We start from the raw sequence: 17,438 nt of genomic DNA, 5'->3' as shown, positions 1-17,438 counted from the left end.
CCTACCCTCCGCCCGAAGGAAGAGGGTGGGTTGGGGCGCGGGTGCTACGAGAGCACTGGATCAGTTGCTGCGCACCGCGTAATCCGGCTTCTTGTCGTTGCCCGGAATGAACGGGCTCCAGGGCTGGGCGCGGATCGGTTCCGGGGTTTTCCAGACCACGTTGAACTGACCGTTATCTTCGATCTCGCCGATCATCACTGGCTTGTGCAGGTGGTGATTGGTCTTGTCCATCGTCAGGGTGAAGCCCGACGGTGCCTTGAAGGTCTGTCCGCCCATCGCTTCCCGGACCTTGTCGACATCGGTGGTGCCGGCCTTCTGTACGGCCTGCGCCCACATGTGGATGCCGACGTAGGTGGCTTCCATCGGGTCGTTGGTCACGGCGGTGCTGTAGTTCGGCAGGTTCTTGGCTTTGGCGTATGCCTTCCAGTCGGCGACGAACTTGCTGTTCTCCGGGTTCTTCACCGACTCGAAGTAGTTCCACGCGGCGAGGTTGCCCACCAGCGGCTTGGTGTCGATGCCGCGCAGTTCTTCTTCGCCCACCGAGAAGGCCACCACCGGCACCTCGGTGGCTTCCAGCCCCTGGTTGGCCAGCTCCTTGTAGAACGGCACGTTGGAGTCGCCGTTGACGGTGGAGATCACCGCGGTCTTGCCGCCAGCGGAGAACTTCTTGATGTCGGCGACGATGGTTTGATAGTCGCTGTGGCCGAACGGTGTGTAGACCTCCTGGATGTCCTTGTCGTCCACGCCCTTGCTGTGCAGGAAGGCGCGCAGGATCTTGTTGGTGGTGCGCGGGTAGACGTAGTCGGTGCCCAGCAGGAAGAAGCGCTTGGCGCCGCCGCCGTCCTCGCTCATCAGGTATTCCACCGCCGGAATGGCCTGCTGGTTTGGGGCTGCGCCGGTGTAGAAGACGTTCGGCGACATTTCCTCGCCCTCGTACTGCACCGGGTAGAACAGCAGGCCATTGAGCTCCTCGAACACTGGCAGCACGGACTTGCGCGAAACGCTGGTCCAGCAGCCGAACACCACTGCGACCTTGTCCTGGGTCAGGAGCTGGCGTGCCTTCTCGGCGAACAACGGCCAGTTGGATGCGGGGTCGACTACGACCGCTTCGAGCTTCTTGCCGTTCACTCCGCCCTTGGCGTTGATTTCGTCGATGGTCATCAGCGCCATGTCCTTGAGCGACGTCTCGGAGATCGCCATGGTGCCTGACAGCGAATGCAGGATGCCGACCTTGATGGTCTCGGCGGCCTGGGAGCTGAACGGGAACAGACCGGTGAGCAGCAGGGCGCTCATGGCCAGCGTACTTTTCAACAGCGGACGGCGTTTCATCGCGGCAGCCTCCTTGGCTATCCAGGGGAGGGGAGCTGCCGGTGACGGCAGCTTCCCCGCAAAGGGGTGACCCGGTGCGGGTCGAAGCTGCCATCGCAGCATCCGTGCCAAACAGGCAAAAGCCTTGGCGCAGATGGGCTGGGCGCGATTTTCTGCCGTAATGGCGAGGTTTTTCAGTGCGCAGCTTTGGTGCGCCGGACGCGCTTTGGCGTCCGACGCTCCCAAATGGGGCGCGTCAGGTGGCGGGAATGAAGTAGCCGCGCACGCCGGTCATGATGATCTGTGCGGCGAGGGCGCAGACGAACAGGCCCATCAACCGGCTGACGATCTGCAGGCCCTGGTCGCCGAGGATCTTCTCGATCCTGTCGGAGAGATAGAGCGTGATGCCCAGGGTAAGACAGGCGAGGAAGATCGCTGCCAGTGCGAGCAGCTTGTGTTCCCAGTCCTGGTTGACGCCCATCACCAGCAGCGCACCGATAGTGCCGGGACCGACGGTGATGGGGATGGTGAGCGGGACGATGGTGACGTCCTGCTGCACGTTGTCCGCCTGCACCGCGGAGCGCCCCTGGGCCATGCCGAGGGCGGAGATGAACAGCACCGAGCCCGCGCCGATACGGAAGGCGTCGGCGGTGATGCCGAACAGGGTGAAGATGTAGCGTCCGAACAGGTACAGCAGCACGCTGGCGATCAGCGCCGCCAGGGCCACGCGCCAGGCCATGTGCTTGCGGTCGCGCGGGCCGAAGCCGCGGCTCAGGCTGATGAAGCAGGAGAGCACGAAGAAGGGGCTGTAGAGCACCAGCATCTTCAGGTACACGCTGAACATCACTTGCATGGGGGCGACTCGTCCGGGTTGAGAATGCCTGCGCACCGTTGCGCGGGTTGCCAAAGCATAGCGGCTGGGGCCGCGGGCGGCATTGCTGCGGGGCAAAAGCCAGAGGGCGTTCGTGTCAGTGCGCGGTATCGGAGTCGATGGGAGTGTTCCCGGAATATCGGACCAGGGCCGGATGCTCAGGCGCTTCGAACTTGAAGGTGACAGTGCCTTCAAGGAACTCGTCCGGGCAGTCCGTCACCTTGGAGACGCAGTACCGCAGATTGTATTTACGGAGGGGTTCCTGGATGTATGGAGGAATTTGCTCCGAACAGTCGCTGCTGATGAGGAGCCTAACGTTGTATTGCGCCTGGAGCAGTTGGGTCCGCCAGTAGCTGCTCTGGCTGATCTCGATCATAACGTCGTCGATGTGCTCGGCATGCTTGTCTGCGTTCACGGCAAGGGTACGGCTCTGTCGCTTCATCAATGATCAGGAAGGCAGCGCGTCGCTCTGCTGGCGCAGGCGGCGATCCCGCTCGCCGACCCAGTAGCTCACCAGTTCGCGCAGTTGCGACAGTTCCACCGGCTTGGCCATGTGGCCGTCCATGCCGACCAGGCGCGCGCGTTCCTTGTGCTCGCTGAGGATGTGCGCGGTGAGCGCAACCACCGGCGTGTGCGGGCGCTGCTCGTTGGCTTCCCAGGCGCGCAGGCGCTCGGTGGCGGAGAAGCCGTCGAGCACCGGCATCTCGCAGTCCATCAGCACCAGGTCGTACTGGGTGGACTTCATCGCGGCCAAGGCTTCCTCGCCGTTGCTGGCGGTGTCGGGCTGCAGGTTGAGCTTGCTCAGCATGCCGCGGATGACCTTGGTTGAGATGCTGTTGTCCTCGGCCACGAGGATGCGGAAGTCGCTCGGCGGCACCACGGCGGGCACGGGCTCGCTGCTGGCATGCAGGTAGTTCGTCACGCCGCTGGGGCCGCGTTGCGCCAGTTCTTCGGCGAGGGTCGCCTTGAGCGTGTAGCCGGCCACCGGCTTGGCCAGGATGCGCTTGATCCCGGCGTTGCGGGCGATGATCTTGCTCGGGGCGTTGCTGATGCCGGTGAGCATGATCAGCAGGATGTCGTGGTTGAGGTTGGGGTCTTCCTTGATCTTGGTCGCCAGTTGCATGCCGGTCATGCCGGGCATGTCCTGGTCGAGCAGCACCACGTCGAAGTACTCGCGCAGGTGAGCCTTGGTGCGCAGTTGGGCCAGCGCTTCCTTGCCGGAGGATACCGCGCTGACGTTCATGCCCCAGGCACTGCACTGCTGTACCACGACCTTGCGGCAGGTCTGGTTGTCGTCCACGACCAGAATGCGCGCGCCCTGCAGCGGGCTGTCGAGGTCGGCTGCAGGTTGTTCCAGTTGCTGCGGATCGAGCGGCAGGCTGAGCCAGAGCAGATTGCCCGTGCCGTCGGGGCCTTCTCCGGTTTCGATGCCGAAGTCACCGGACATCAGGCGGATCAGTTGGCGGGCGATGATCAGGCCCAGGCGGCTGCTCAGGCGAGTGGCGGAGAGGAAGTCGCGGCTGTGCAGCTCTGCGGTGAGCAGGGCCTGGCGGTCCTCGTTGGCCAGCGGCCGGCCGCTGTCCTGCACGGCGATGCGCAGGCGCGGGCCTTCGGGCTGCTCGTCGAGCGCGACCACCAGCAGGATCTCGCCTTCGTCGGTCTGCTTGAAGGCGTTGTCCAGCAGGCTCAACACGGCCTGACGCAGGCGTGTCGGGTCGCCGCTGACGATGCGCGGGACCTGGGGCTGGGTGAAGCTGATCAGTTCGACCTTCTGTTGCTCGGCCTTGGCGCGGAAGATCGCCAGGCAGTCTTCTATCAGCGCACCAAGGTCGAATTGCACCTCGTCCAGCTCGATCTGCCCGGATTCCAGCTTTGAAATGTCGAGAATCTCGTTGATCAGGGAAAGCAGTTCGTTGCCGGCGCTGTGGATGGTCTGCACGTAGTCGCGTTGCTTGGCCGACAGCGGCGTGCCGAGGAGCAGTTCGGTCATGCCCAGTACGCCATTCATGGGCGTGCGGATCTCGTGGCTGATCTTGGCCAGGAAATCGCCCTTGGCCTTGATCTCGGCGACAGTGGCCGCGCGCTGGCGGCTGGCGGCGAACTGGTCGTTCTGGATCTTCCGCTGGCGCTCGGCGAGTGCAAGGCTGAGGAGGAAACCGACCATCGCGCTGAGCCCGAGAAGCCCGCTGCCCAGCCATTCGGCACGGGTCGGCAGGTAGCCCAGCAGCGACGGCAGGCTCAGGCACCAGATCAGCACGAAGATCCCCATGCCCACTGCAAACAGGCGTGCCGGCTGGTAGGCGTGCGTCCAGTAGTAGATCGCTACGCAAAGCATGCCCAGGCTTACCAGCGTGATGAGGCCGTAGACCAGGTCGCTGACGGGGAACGCGAGCAGGATGTTGAGCAGAACGCCCAGCACCAGCAGGCCGGCGGTGCCGCCCAGCAGCAGACGCTTGAGCGGCAGGCGCGGGGAGATGTCGCGGAAGAAGCTGGCGGTGTAGCCCAGCGAGCAGAACAGCGTCAGCACCAGGCTGAGCTGGGCGGTGCGTGGCTGCCAGACCTGGTGCGCGCCGAACCACGGACTCAGCAGGCCGAACAGGGTGAGGCAGGCCAGCAGCAGGCTGGCGTGCACGCCTGCGAGCCACAGGCCGGTGGCTACACGGGTGTAGACGAAACGCACGAGGTTGTAGGCCAGCAGCATGGCGAGGCAGCCGATCAGCACGCCGAAGTGCAGCGGTCGCTGGTCGGCGCTGGGCTGGCCGACCTCCTCGATACTGATGTTCGGGCGCAATGGCTGGCTGGAGGCCAGGCGCAGGTAGAGATCGAGCGGTTCGGCGCTGATGCGCAGCGGCAGGACGATATCGCTGCTCAGCAGCGGTCGCTGCATCGGTGAGAGGTTGCCGGCGCTCTTCTGCTCCAGGACCTTCTGGCCCTGGACGATGAAGAGCTCGAAGTTGTCCAGGCTCGGGGCGAAGAGGCGCAACTGCTGCGGGGTGTCGCTGGCAGGCAGGCTGCGATGCAACCAGGTCGCGCCGAGACCAGCGGGCGCATGCAGGTCGTTTATGTCGACTGAGCTGAAGAGGGTGCGGTAGCGCGGGGAGATGATGTCCTGCAGTTGCAGGCGCGCTTCGCTGTCGTGGAGCTGCGACCAGCCGGAAGCCTGGCTTGCCGCGAAGGCCGGAACACAGACCAGAGCGGCCAGCAGCAAGCTGACGAGAAGTCCTGTGGCATTCCAGAGCCGGCGCACGGCGAAGTCCCTTCGGTAGTGAGTGGGCGGATTATAGCCAAGTGCGCAAGAGGCCGTAATCCATACGGGCACGCGGGGACTCCCGGCCGGAGACGTTCCGATGGAACGCCTCCGGCGACGGCGCATCAGTCCTCGCCGCGCTCGCGGGCAATGGCGCGGTAGCCGATGTCCTTGCGGTAGAAGCAACCGTTCCAGCGGATCTTCTCCGCCAGGCGGTAGGCCTGCTGCTGGGCCGAGGATACGCTCGGGCCGATGGCTGTGGCGCACAGCACGCGGCCGCCGCTGGTGACGACCTGGCCGTCTTTCATCGCGGTGCCGGCGTGGAAGACCTTGCCGTCGAGCCTGGCGGCCTCATTCAGGCCCTCGATGACGTCACCCTTGGCGTAGTCGCCCGGGTAGCCGCCAGCGGCGAGCACCACGCCTACGGTCGGGCGCGGGTCCCAGGTCGCTTCGACCTTGTCCAGGGCCTTGGCCAGGGCGGCCTCGACCAGCAGGACCAGGGAGCTTTCCAGGCGGACCATGATCGGCTGGGTTTCCGGGTCGCCGAAGCGGCAGTTGAACTCGATGACCTTCGGCGCGCCGCTCTTGTCGATCATCAGGCCGGCGTAGAGGAAGCCGGTGTAGACGTTGCCTTCCTCGGCCATGCCGCGCACGGTCGGGTAGATCACCTCGTCCATCACGCGCTTGTGCACGTCCGGAGTCACCACCGGAGCTGGCGAGTAGGCGCCCATGCCGCCGGTATTCGGGCCGGTATCGCCGTCGCCGACGCGCTTGTGGTCCTGGCTGGTGGCCATCGGCAGCACGTTCTGGCCGTCGACCATGACGATGAAGCTGGCTTCCTCGCCGTCGAGGAACTCTTCGATCACGACGCGCGAACCGGCGTCACCGAAGGCGTTGCCGGCGAGCATGTCGCGCACGGCGTCTTCGGCTTCGGCCAGGGTCATGGCGACGATCACCCCCTTGCCCGCGGCCAGGCCGTCGGCCTTGATCACGATGGGGGCGCCTTTCTCTTTCAGGTAGGCCAGCGCCGGCTCGACTTCGGTGAAGTTCCGGTAGTCGGCGGTGGGGATCTTGTGGCGCGCCAGGAAATCCTTGGTGAAGGCCTTGGAACCTTCAAGCTGGGCGGCACCGGCGGTGGGGCCGAAGATATCCAGGCCGCGCGAGCGGAACAGGTCGACCACGCCTTTCACCAGCGGGGCCTCGGGGCCGACGATGGTCAGTTGCACGTTCTTGGCGGCGAAGTCGGCCAGTTGCTCCAGAGCCAGCACGTCGATGTCGACGTTCTCGCACTTGGCTTCGGTGGCGGTGCCGGCGTTGCCCGGAGCGACGAAGACCTTCTGCACGCGCGAATCCTGCGCGACCTTCCAGGCCAGCGCGTGCTCGCGACCGCCGCTACCGATGATGAGTACGTTCATTGGAGTTCTCCTGAACAGTTCCGGCTTGGCCGGATTGTTGGGTATCGCTTCGCTCCACCCAACCTACGAATTCTCACGACCAGTCCGCTCTTCACGACCGATCTCAAGGGGCGCGATGAAGCGGGTAGATGCAAGGCGCCCGAGCGTTCACCAAGCGGAGTTGCCTACTGGCAATGAGCATTGGGGAACGTTCGGGCAACGCAGCAGATGCCTGCTTCAGTGCGTCCGATCCACCTTAATGGCGGAAGTGGCGCATGCCGGTGAACACCATGGCAATACCGGCCTCGTCGGCAGCGGCGATCACTTCGTTGTCGCGCATCGAACCGCCCGGCTGGATCACAGCGGTGATACCGGCCTTGGCGGCGTTGTCGATGCCGTCGCGGAACGGGAAGAACGCGTCGGAAGCCATGACCGCGCCTTTCACTTCCAGGCCGGCGTGCTCGGCCTTGATGGCGGCGATACGGGCGGAGTTCACACGGCTCATCTGGCCGGCACCGACACCGACGGTCTGGCGGTTCCTGGCGTAGACGATGGCGTTGGACTTGACGAACTTGGCCACTTTCCAGGCGAAGATCAGGTCGTGGATTTCCTGCTCGCTCGGGGCGCGCTGGGTAACGATCTTCAGGTCATCGGCGGTGATCATGCCGATATCGCGGCTCTGTACCAGCAGGCCGCCGTTGACGCGCTTGAAGTCCCAGCCCGGTTGACGCTCGGCCGGCCATTCGCCGCATTCCAGCAGGCGCACGTTGGCCTTGGCGGCGACGACGGCGCGGGCGGCTTCGGAGACTTTCGGGGCGATGATCACTTCGACGAACTGGCGCTCGACGATGGCTTGCGCGGTATCGCCATCCAGCTCGCGGTTGAAGGCGATGATGCCGCCGAAGGCCGATTCGGTATCGGTGGCATAGGCCAGGTCATAGGCCTTGCGGATGCCGTCTTCGCTCACGGCCACGCCACACGGGTTGGCGTGCTTGACGATGACGCAGGCCGGCTTGACGAAGCTTTTCACGCATTCCAGCGCGGCGTCGGTGTCGGCCACGTTATTGAACGACAGTTCCTTGCCTTGCAGCTGCACGGCGGTGGATACGCTGGCCTCGCCACCTTCGACATAGAACGCCGCGCTCTGGTGCGGGTTCTCGCCGTAGCGCATGTCCTGGGCCTTGATGAACTGGCTGTTGAAAGTGCGCGGGAACTGCAGGCGGTTGTCGGTGGACAGGGTTTCGGCGTTCTGGTCGATGGTGCCCAGGTAGTTGGCGATCATGCCGTCGTAGGCGGAGGTGTGCTCGAACGCCTTGAGGGCCAGGTTGAAGCGCTGGGCATAGGTCAGGCCGCCTGCCTTCAGGGCCTCGACGACGCTGCTGTAGTCGCTGGCGTTGACCACGATGGCGACGTCCTTGTGGTTCTTCGCAGCGCTGCGAACCATGGTCGGCCCGCCGATATCGATGTTCTCGATGGCCTCAGGCAAGGTGCAGCCCGGCTTGGCGACGGTGGCGGCGAAGGGGTAGAGGTTGACCGCGACCAGGTCGATCGGCTTGATGCCGTGCTCTTCCATGACTGCGCCATCGATGTCGCGACGGCCGAGGATGCCGCCGTGGACTTTCGGGTGCAGTGTCTTCACCCGGCCATCCATCATTTCCGGGAAGCCGGTGTAATCGGCCACTTCCACGGCGGCGATGTCGTTGTCCTTGAGCAGCTTGTAGGTGCCGCCGGTGGAGAGGATCTCCACGCCAAGGGCAGCCAGCTCACGGGCGAAATCGACAACGCCGGTCTTGTCGGAAACGCTGATCAGCGCACGGCGGATGGGCAGGCGGGTGGTTTGGTCGGTCATAACGGATTCCACAAAGGCTACGGGCTTCGGCGTGCCAGGCGGCGCCTGTGCGACCGAACGGTCGCGGCCCGCCGCCTGTCGCCGTGGTCAGAGAAGGTCGTACTGCTTGAGTTTCTTGCGCAGGGTTCCGCGATTGAGCCCCAGCAGTTCGGAGGCTTTGGTCTGGTTACCCTTCACATGATTCATGACGGTTTCCAGCAGCGGCGCTTCGACTTCGCAAAGCACCATGTTGTACACGTCCGTGACCGGCTGCCCTTCGAGATGGGCGAAATAGTTGTGCAGGGCCTTTTCCACGCTGTCGCGGAGGGTCTGGCCCTCCTGCGTCGGAGTGGTCAGGTGCTGCTTCAGGTTGGTGTTGTCGCTCACGGGTGTCATTCCACTCACTAATGTCTCGGTCATCGTTGTCATGCGGCCACCCCTTCTCCGTTATTGTGGCGCTCGGCGAAGAACTGCCTGACGCTGGCGCTCTGTGCATCCGTGTCCTGCAAACGATTGAACTGGGCGCGGAACTCCGCCGCGCCCGGCAGGGTTGCGAGGTACCAGCCCACATGCTTGCGGGCAATTCGCACACCCAGCTCTTCCCCATAAAACGCATGCAATGCAGCGAGGTGTTCGAGCAGGATGCTCTCCACCTCCTGCAGGGACGGCGCCGGCAATATCTCGCCGGTGCTCAGGTAATGATCGATTTCGCGGAAGATCCAGGGCCTGCCCTGGGCGGCGCGACCGATCAGCAGGGCATCCACCCCTGTCTGCTCGAACACCTGCCGCGCCTTCTGTGGCGAATCGATATCACCGTTGGCGAAGACCGGAATGGAAACCGCCTGCTTGATCGTAGCGATGGTTTCGTACTCCGCTTCACCGGTGTAGAGGTCGGCACGGGTCCTGCCGTGTACCGCCAGCGCCTGGATGCCCGACTGCTCGGCGATCCGCGCCACCATCACGCCATTCCTGTTCGACCGGTCCCAACCGGTACGAATCTTCAGGGTGACTGGAACCTCTACTGCCGCGACTACCGCTTCGAGGATGTCGGCTACCAGCCTTTCATCCTTCAACAGCGCGGAACCCGCGGCCTTGTTGCAAACCTTCTTTGCCGGGCAGCCCATGTTGATGTCGATGATCTGCGCACCGAGCTCCACATTGCGCTGGGCAGCCTCCGCAAGCATCTGCGGGTCCCCTCCGGCGATCTGCACCGAACGTGGCTGATCCTCGCCGTCGTGCACCATGCGCAGGCGCGACTTGCGGCTGTTCCACAGGCGGACATCGCTGGTGACCATCTCCGAAACCACCATGCCAGCGCCGAGGCGGCGGCAAAGCTGGCGGAACGGGCGATCGGTGACACCGGCCATAGGCGCCAGGATCAATCGGTTGGGCAGTGTGTAAGAGCCGATGCGTACCACCGACTTGGGCTTCCCTGTTCGTGGGGCGGGGACACCGAGGCGCTGCGCGCTGAACGACTCGCGGGAGCGTTTCGGGCCTGCCACCGGTGCTAGCAAAAAAGGGAGGGCATGATACCCGCTCTCGATGACCGGATAAAGGCGATTTTGGATAAATTCTGAGCAGCTAAAGGCTTATCGCTCAGAGTAGAAAGACGAGTGGAACTGGCGCCTGGCTGTGTTCTGGACTACTCATCGGATCATTCCGGAGAGTGGAAGCTCAGGCTGTAGTTCACGGCTTTCGGGCCTGGGTCGAGGATGTCCAGGGAGATATGGATCGGCGTCTGCGGCGGCATTTCGCTCTGCCCGGCCAGTTCTCCCGAAAGGTATTCGCTGGGCTTGAAGCGGCGGCTGGCGATCAGTTGGCCATTCAGGTCGGCGAAGCGCATTTCCAGCAGCGGGAAGGGCTGGGAGAAGTTCGCGCGGTTGTAGATGATGGCGTCGACGACCAGTGCGCCGCTGAACTCCGGGTGGCTGCGCACCACCAGGTTGCTGCTGCGGATCTGCTCCACATCGACCTTGGATGGCAGGGTGCAGCCCAGTTCCGGGCACAATTGGGCGAACCATGGGCGGTACTGGTCCTGGCGGGCCAGTTCCTCGAAGTGATAGGCGATGTATTGCGCGGCCAGTCCGGCAAGGCCTAGCACTACCAGCAGCAGCCAGAACAGGCGGCGGCCCCAGCGGCTCTTGGGCTTCTGCCAGTCCAGTTGCAGCGGTTCGTCGCTGAGGTCATGCAGCCCATCGTCGCGCAGCGCCGGTTCGGCGCGGCGGTCGGTGGTCTGGTCGACGCTGTCGTCGTGCTCGTCGTCGGCGCCTTCGATCTCTTCGTCGCGGCGTGCGCTGAAGGTCGGCAGGCGTTCGTCGTCTTCATCGGTGGCGCTGGCAGCGATGGTTGGCGGCTTGCTTTCCGGTTCGGCTGTGACGGCCTGTACGACGGCTGGCGCTTCTTCGGTGGGCAGTTGGCCGAGACTGGGCTCCTGGCGGGTGGTGCGGGTGTCCTTGTTCTGTTCTTCCTGCAGCAAGGCTTCGGCCCAGCGCTCGTCATGCGGATCGCGCTTGTCGTCCTGGCGGACGAGCAGCGCTTCGCTAGGCGCGGGGGCGCGGTCGATGCTGAGGAATTCCTGGGACAGCTCGAACTCGTCCAGCTTGGCCAGTTCTTCATCCAGGTTGAGGCTGTCCAGATCCAGGTCGTCATGGATCCACAGCGTCTCGTCCTTAGTCCTGGCCGCGGCAGGTTCGGCCCTGGCGGGTTCGCCCGGAGCTTTGGCGGGCTCGGGCGCGGCGGTGTCGCTGGAGGGACGCGCCGCGTGGGGCGCAAGGGGCCAGCCAAGTGTCGCCGTGCCGGGGGCGGTCGGCGCACCCGGTTCGGGCGATAGAGCGGCAAAGGCGGGAGCTGGCTTCGACGCGCCCGGCTCCACGGCCGGTGCCGGCGCGCTGGGCGTTACCGGCGGGGCCGCTGGCTTGATCACTTCCGTGGCGGCAGCCTGTAGCGGAGCTGCCGGAGCTGCCGGAGCTGCCGGAGCTGCCGGAGCTGCCGGAGCTGCCGGAGCTGCCGGAGCTGCCGGAGCTGCCGGAGCTGCCGGAGCTGCGGTGGGGCGCTCGCCGTAGATGTTCTGCGGCGCGTTGAACACCTTCAGGCAGGTTCCGCAACGCACAGCACCGTTGGCCGCACCCAATTGCGCCTGGCTGACGCGGAATCGGGTCTGGCAATGGGGGCACTGTGTGATGAAGCTCTCGCTCATGCGGCGGTCCGGCGAAAAATCAGGCGGTTAGTCTAACTCAAGCCCTGAACGGCGGGCAGTCAGCGGCGGCGGCCGCTGATGCGGATCCAGCCGTCGCGCTCGGCGGTCGGGTCGAGATCGAAGGCATCGGCATAGGCAGCGCGGACTTCCTCGGCCTGTTCGGCGAGGATGCCCGACAGGGCCAGCAGGCCGCCCGGCTTGACCAGGGTGGTGAGTTGTTCTGCCAGTGAGACCAGCGGACCGGCCAGAATGTTCGCCACCAACACGTCCGCCGGCTCTTTCGGCAGATCGGCGGGCAGGTAGACCGGGAAGCTTGCCGGGTCGATGCCGTTGCGCGAGGCGTTGTCGCGGGAGGCCTCCAGCGCCTGCGGATCGATGTCGGTGCCGACGGCTCGCCCGGCACCCAACAGCAGCGAGGCGATGGCCAGGATGCCCGAGCCGCAGCCGAAGTCGAGGACATACTGGCCGTCCAGAGCTTGTCCGTCGAGCCATTCCAGGCACAGTGCGGTGGTCGGGTGGGTGCCGGTGCCAAAGGCCAGGCCCGGATCGAGCAGCAGGTTCACCGCATCAGGCTCGGGGGCGTCGTGCCAACTGGGGACGATCCACAGGCGGCGGCCGAAGCGCATGGGCTGGAAATTGTCCATCCAACTGCGCTCCCAGTCCTGGTCTTCGATGCGCTCGATCTGGTGCTGCGGCAGGTCGCCGCCGGTCAGCAGGGTCAGGTGGGCGACCAGCGCGGTCTCGTCGGTATCGGCTTCGAACAGGGCGAGCAGGTGGGTATGGCTCCACAGCGGGGTGGTGCCGAGGTCGGGTTCGAAGATCGGCTGGTCTTCGGCGTCCATGAAAGTCACCGAAACGGCGCCGACCTCCAGCAGAGCATCTTCGTAGGTTTCCGCCTGTTCCGGGGTGATGGCGAGTCGAACTTGGAGCCAGGGCATGGGGCGGTACCTCGATGGTGCTGGAAAAGACAACGGGCCGCCTGGGCAGCCCGCAGATAAAGGCGGCAAGCTTACTGCACGGCACTGTGCCGCACCAGCGTGCCACAACGCACAAGGGCCGCCCGGAGGCGGCCCTTGTGGTGGAGCGACCCGGCCTCGGACAGGCTCAGTGCTTGTCCATGCCCAGCTTCTTCTCCAGGTAGTGGATGTTCACGCCACCCTTGCAGAACTCCTTGTCCCGGACCAGATCCTTGTGCAGCTCGGTATTGGTCTTGATGCCATCGACGATCAGCTCGTCCAGGGCATTGCGCATGCGCGCCAGGGCTTCGTCGCGGTCCTTGCCGTAGGTGATGATCTTGCCTACCAGCGAGTCGTAGTTAGGCGGAACCGCGTAACCGCTGTACAGGTGAGAATCGACGCGAACGCCGTTGCCGCCCGGAGCGTGGAAGTGCTTCACCTTGCCCGGGCTGGGCATGAAGGTCTTCGGGTCTTCGGCGTTGATCCGGCATTCCAGCGCATGGCCACGGATGACCACGTCTTCCTGCTTGATCGACAGCTTGTTGCCCGAGGCGATGCTGAGCATCTCCTTGACGATATCCACGCCGGTAACCATCTCCGACACCGGATGCTCAACCTGTACGCGGGTGTTCATCTCGATGAAGTAGAAGCGGCCGTTTTCATAGAGGAACTCGAAAGTACCAGCGCCACGGTAGCCGATTTCAACGCAGGCCTGGACACAGCGGGCCAGCACTTCTGCGCGGGCCTTCTCGTCGATGCCCGGAGCTGGCGCTTCTTCCAGTACCTTCTGATGGCGGCGCTGCAGGGAGCAGTCGCGGTCACCCAGGTGGATGGCGTTGCCCTGGCCGTCGGAGAGGACCTGTACTTCCACGTGACGCGGGTTGGTCAGGAATTTCTCCAGGTAGACCATCGAGTTGCCGAAAGCGGCGCCTGCTTCGGTGCGGGTCAGCTTGGCGGACTTGATCAGGTCTTCCTCGTGGTGAACCACGCGCATGCCGCGACCACCGCCGCCGCCGGCGGCCTTGATGATCACCGGGTAACCCACTTCGCGAGCGATCGCCAGCGCGGTTTCCTCGTCTTCCGGCAGCGGGCCGTCGGAGCCCGGCACGGTCGGAACGCCGGCTTTCTTCATGGCGTCCTTGGCGGACACCTTGTCACCCATCAGGCGTATGACGTCGGCGCTCGGGCCGATGAAGGTGAAGCCCGAGCGCTCGACCTGTTCGGCGAAGTCGGCGTTTTCGGCGAGGAAGCCGTAGCCGGGGTGGATACCCACGGCGCCGGTTACCTCGGCCGCGGCGATGATCGCCGGGATGTGCAGGTAGGACTGCGCGGCAGGTGCCGGACCGATGCAGACCGCTTCGTCGGCCAGCGACAGGTGCATCAGTTCACGGTCGGCGGTCGAGTGCACGGCCACCGTCTTGATGCCCAGCTCCTTGCACGCGCGCAGGATGCGCAGTGCGATTTCGCCGCGGTTGGCGATCAGTACTTTTTCCAACATCGCAGGCTCCCCGCGGATTAAACGATGGTGAACAGGGGCTGGTCGAACTCGACCGGCTGGCCGTTCTCCACCAGGATCTGCTCGATCACGCCGCTGGTTTCCGCTTCGATGTGGTTCATCATCTTCATGGCTTCGACGATGCACAGGATGTCGCCTTTCTTCACGCTCTGGCCGACTTCGACGAAATTGGCAGAGGTTGGCGAAGCGGCGCGATAGAAGGTGCCGACCATCGGCGAGCTGACGACCTTGCCGTTGAGCTTCGGTGCAGCGGGGGCGGCTTCGGCGGCCGGAGCGGCGGCAGCGGCGACCGGAGCCGGGGCGGCAGCCGGGGCAGCGTAGGCAGGGGCGGCATAAACCGGCGCAGCGGCGGTCTTGCTGTGACGGCTGATACGTACGGACTCTTCGCCCTCTTTGATTTCCAGCTCGTCGATGCCGGATTCTTCGAGCAGTTCGATCAGTTTCTTGACTTTACGGATGTCCATCAGTGTTCGCACTCCCAGGTGAGGTCACGGGCGTTCAAGTTGTTCAAGGGCGGATTCCAGGGCCAGGCGGTAGCCTGTGGCTCCCAGACCGCAGATCACCCCTACCGCTACGTCGGAGAAGTAGGAGTGATGCCGGAAAGGTTCACGTTTGTGCACGTTGGAAAGGTGCACTTCGATGAATGGGATGCTCACTGCGAGCAATGCGTCACGTAGGGCGACACTTGTATGCGTGAACGCGGCCGGATTGATGAGGATGAAGTCCACACCCTCGCTGCGCGCGGCGTGAATCCGGTCGATCAGTTCGTATTCGGCATTGCTTTGCAGGTGCATCAGGTGGTGGCCGGCCTCGCGGGCGCGGCGCTCCAGATCCTGGTTGATCTGCTCGAGGGTGACGGAGCCGTACTTGTCGGGCTCGCGAGTGCCCAGCAGGTTGAGGTTGGGCCCGTGCAGTACCAGTAAGGTCGCCATCTGGAAGCTGTTGTCCTTTTTCTTGGCGGGAAAAGATAGGGCGGGACTATGCCGGAAAGCCGGCGTGACTGTCCAGTCATGCTGGTTTTGCGGTAGATGTCTGCATGTTGCCGACCGATTACGGCAAAAGCGTTGCAGTCAAACTGTGATCCATGCCCGATTGCAGGCATTCGAGAGCGGCGGGGAGGGCAGGACTTGCCCGCAGTGCTCAAGGGAGGGATGCCCGATCTGCCTGTGGCAAACGGGCATCCGCGCCGCTTTCATCGTGCTCGGGCCGACGAACAGCGCATCGTCAGGAGCGCGAACCGGCCTGTTTCAGGCGTTCGGCCAGGGTGGCGGAGTCTGTTTCGCCGATGATGCGCAGGTCGCTCCATTCGTCGCCTTTTGGCGAGAAGAACAGCAGCGCGGGTGGGCCGAACAGGTTGTAGCGGTCGAGCAGTGCGCGCTGTTCCTCGGTGCTGGCGGTCATGTCGAAACGCAGCAGGACGAAGCCGGGCAATTGCGCCTGGACTTCCGGCGTTGGCAGCACCTGGCGTTCGATGATCTTGCAACTGATGCACCAGTCGGCATACCAGTCCAGCAGCACCGGCCGCCCGGCGGCCTGGGCGCTGGCCAGGGCGGCATTGAGCTGCGCAGGCGTGGTGATGTTCTGCCAGTCGCCGGGGGTCGTGGTCGGCGGGCCGGCATGCAGGCCCGGGCTGCTGCGGCCCAGTGGGTGCATCGGGTCGGATTCGCCGCGCAGCGCGCCGGTCCAGGCAGCCACCGCGTAGACCAGGAACATCAGGCCGATCAACTGGCCGGCGCGTTGCAGCGTCCTCTTCGGCCCCAGTTCGAGCGTGCCCAGCGCGAGGGCGACGCCACCGGCCAGGGTACCCCAGAGGGTCAGCGCCACCGGGCCTGCGACCAGGCGCTCGAGCATCCAGATCGCCACCGCTAGCAGCATCACGCCGAAGACGTTGCGCACGCCATTCATCCATGCGCCGCTCTTGGGCAGCAGCGCCCCGCCGCCGACGGCGAAGATCACCAGCGGCGTACCCATGCCCAGACCCAGGGAGAACAGCAGCATGCCGCCGCCGGCCGCATCGCCGGTGCTGCTGATATAGAGCAGCAGTCCGGCCAGCGGGGCGGTGACACAGGGCGATACCAGCAGGCTGGACAGCACGCCGAGTGTGGCCGCGCCGGCGATGGAACCACCGCGGGTATTGTTGGCCATGTTGTCCAGGCGCTCGCGGATGAAGGCCGGCAGGCGCATTTCGAACATGCCGAACATGGCGATGGCGAAGACCACGAAGAACGTGGCGAAGGGGATCAGTACCCAGGGCGATTGCAGCATTGCCTGCAGGTTCAGCTTGGCGCCGAACAATCCCATCAGCGTGCCGAGCACTGCGTAGCACAGCGCCATCGGCAGCACGTAGGCCAGCGACAGGGTCAGGCCGCGCAGCCCGCCCGGACGCCCGCGCAGCACGACGCCGGAAAGGATCGGCAGCATCGGCAGTACGCAGGGCGTAAAGGTCAGCGCGAGGCCGAGCAGGAAGAAGATCACCAGGGCGCGGCCGAGCTTCTTGATTTTGCCTGGCTCGTGGTCGCCGAGCAGACTGGCCAGGGGGTTGCCGGCGCTTGCGGCTGGCTTGGCGGCTGCGGAGGCTGCCGCCGCGCTGACGACGCTGGCCTCCTGGCCGTCCGCGATCTGCAGGCGGATGGTTTCCGGCGCGTAGCACAGGCCCTGGTCGGCGCAGCCCTGGTAATTCACCACCAGAGTGAAGGGCTTGTGCTGCGGGTTGTTCAGCGGCACGTCGATATCGGTGATGGCGTAGTACACCACCGTATCGCCGAAGTATTCGTCGTGGTGCTGCTTGCCCGGCGGCAGCTTCACCTCGCCGACGCTCACGCCGCTGTCGGCGGGTTCGACCTTGAAGCTGAATCGATGCTGGTAGAGGTAGTAGCCGTCGGCATTGATGAAGCGCAGCTTCACCTGCTGGCTGTCGCTGTCCTCGACACTCAGGCGGAACGCCTCGGCCACCGGCAGGAAGTCGCCCTTGCTGGGCTGTACGACGGCGAAGCCCTTGTCGGCGGGTTTGTCGAACAGGCCGGCGCTGGCGGGCAGGGCGACGAGGAGCAGGAGCAGAATGAGCAGGCGGCGCATGGACATCTCGCGGACTACAAGGTGGCGGGCATGATAACGGAAAGCAT

At 64.7% G+C, this 17,438-nt stretch carries 14 protein-coding genes; all 14 read right to left on the bottom strand.

Annotated features, from left to right (window positions below):
* Positions 1–60 precede the first annotated feature (60 nt).
* On the bottom strand, positions 61–1,329 hold the full coding sequence (gene urtA / locus OU419_RS24960; RefSeq protein ID WP_254472418.1) for an urea ABC transporter substrate-binding protein: 1,269 nt from the start codon (positions 1,327–1,329) through the stop codon (positions 61–63).
* Positions 1,330–1,564: 235 nt separating this feature from the next.
* Positions 1,565–2,161: a MarC family protein gene (locus OU419_RS24955; protein WP_254472419.1), complete on the bottom strand. Its 597-nt coding sequence runs from the start codon at positions 2,159–2,161 to the stop codon at positions 1,565–1,567.
* A gap of 115 nt (positions 2,162–2,276) precedes the next feature.
* On the bottom strand, positions 2,277–2,621 hold the full coding sequence (locus tag OU419_RS24950) for a hypothetical protein (protein WP_254472420.1): 345 nt from the start codon (positions 2,619–2,621) through the stop codon (positions 2,277–2,279).
* Between the two features lie 6 nt (positions 2,622–2,627).
* On the bottom strand, positions 2,628–5,387 hold the full coding sequence (locus OU419_RS24945) for a hybrid sensor histidine kinase/response regulator (RefSeq protein ID WP_302328995.1): 2,760 nt from the start codon (positions 5,385–5,387) through the stop codon (positions 2,628–2,630).
* 164 nt (positions 5,388–5,551) lie between these two features.
* Positions 5,552–6,841 (bottom strand): phosphoribosylamine--glycine ligase, encoded by a 1,290-nt coding sequence (gene purD / locus OU419_RS24940; protein ID WP_254472422.1) that lies wholly within the window; start codon positions 6,839–6,841, stop codon positions 5,552–5,554.
* 235 nt (positions 6,842–7,076) lie between these two features.
* Positions 7,077–8,669, bottom strand: a complete 1,593-nt coding sequence (gene purH / locus OU419_RS24935) for a bifunctional phosphoribosylaminoimidazolecarboxamide formyltransferase/IMP cyclohydrolase (protein ID WP_254472423.1) — start codon at positions 8,667–8,669, stop codon at positions 7,077–7,079.
* Positions 8,670–8,756: 87 nt separating this feature from the next.
* Positions 8,757–9,077, bottom strand: coding sequence for a DNA-binding transcriptional regulator Fis (gene fis, locus OU419_RS24930; RefSeq protein ID WP_254472424.1), 321 nt, complete (start codon positions 9,075–9,077; stop codon positions 8,757–8,759).
* Positions 9,074–10,015: a tRNA dihydrouridine synthase DusB gene (dusB, locus tag OU419_RS24925; RefSeq protein ID WP_254472622.1), complete on the bottom strand. Its 942-nt coding sequence runs from the start codon at positions 10,013–10,015 to the stop codon at positions 9,074–9,076. The genes fis and dusB overlap by 4 nt, the downstream gene beginning before the upstream one ends.
* 287 nt (positions 10,016–10,302) lie before the next feature.
* Positions 10,303–11,844 (bottom strand): DUF3426 domain-containing protein, encoded by a 1,542-nt coding sequence (locus tag OU419_RS24920; RefSeq protein WP_254472425.1) that lies wholly within the window; start codon positions 11,842–11,844, stop codon positions 10,303–10,305.
* Positions 11,845–11,903: 59 nt separating this feature from the next.
* Entirely contained in the window at positions 11,904–12,782 is an 879-nt protein-coding gene (gene prmA, locus OU419_RS24915; protein WP_254472426.1) for a 50S ribosomal protein L11 methyltransferase, read from the bottom strand.
* A gap of 166 nt (positions 12,783–12,948) precedes the next feature.
* Entirely contained in the window at positions 12,949–14,298 is a 1,350-nt protein-coding gene (gene accC / locus OU419_RS24910; protein ID WP_254472427.1) for an acetyl-CoA carboxylase biotin carboxylase subunit, read from the bottom strand.
* Positions 14,299–14,315: 17 nt separating this feature from the next.
* Positions 14,316–14,780: an acetyl-CoA carboxylase biotin carboxyl carrier protein gene (gene accB / locus OU419_RS24905; RefSeq protein ID WP_254472428.1), complete on the bottom strand. Its 465-nt coding sequence runs from the start codon at positions 14,778–14,780 to the stop codon at positions 14,316–14,318.
* A gap of 24 nt (positions 14,781–14,804) precedes the next feature.
* A complete protein-coding gene (aroQ, locus tag OU419_RS24900; protein ID WP_207882439.1) occupies positions 14,805–15,248 on the bottom strand; it encodes a type II 3-dehydroquinate dehydratase in 444 nt (147 codons plus the stop codon).
* Between the two features lie 292 nt (positions 15,249–15,540).
* On the bottom strand, positions 15,541–17,391 hold the full coding sequence (locus OU419_RS24895; protein ID WP_254472429.1) for a protein-disulfide reductase DsbD: 1,851 nt from the start codon (positions 17,389–17,391) through the stop codon (positions 15,541–15,543).
* Positions 17,392–17,438 lie beyond the last annotated feature (47 nt).

Origin of the sequence: Pseudomonas triclosanedens, from assembly GCF_026686735.1 — a bacterium.
Classification (GTDB): domain Bacteria; phylum Pseudomonadota; class Gammaproteobacteria; order Pseudomonadales; family Pseudomonadaceae; genus Pseudomonas; species Pseudomonas triclosanedens.
The sequence above is the reverse complement of the archived record's forward strand: the minus strand, read 5'-3'. Positions and strand labels throughout refer to the sequence as shown.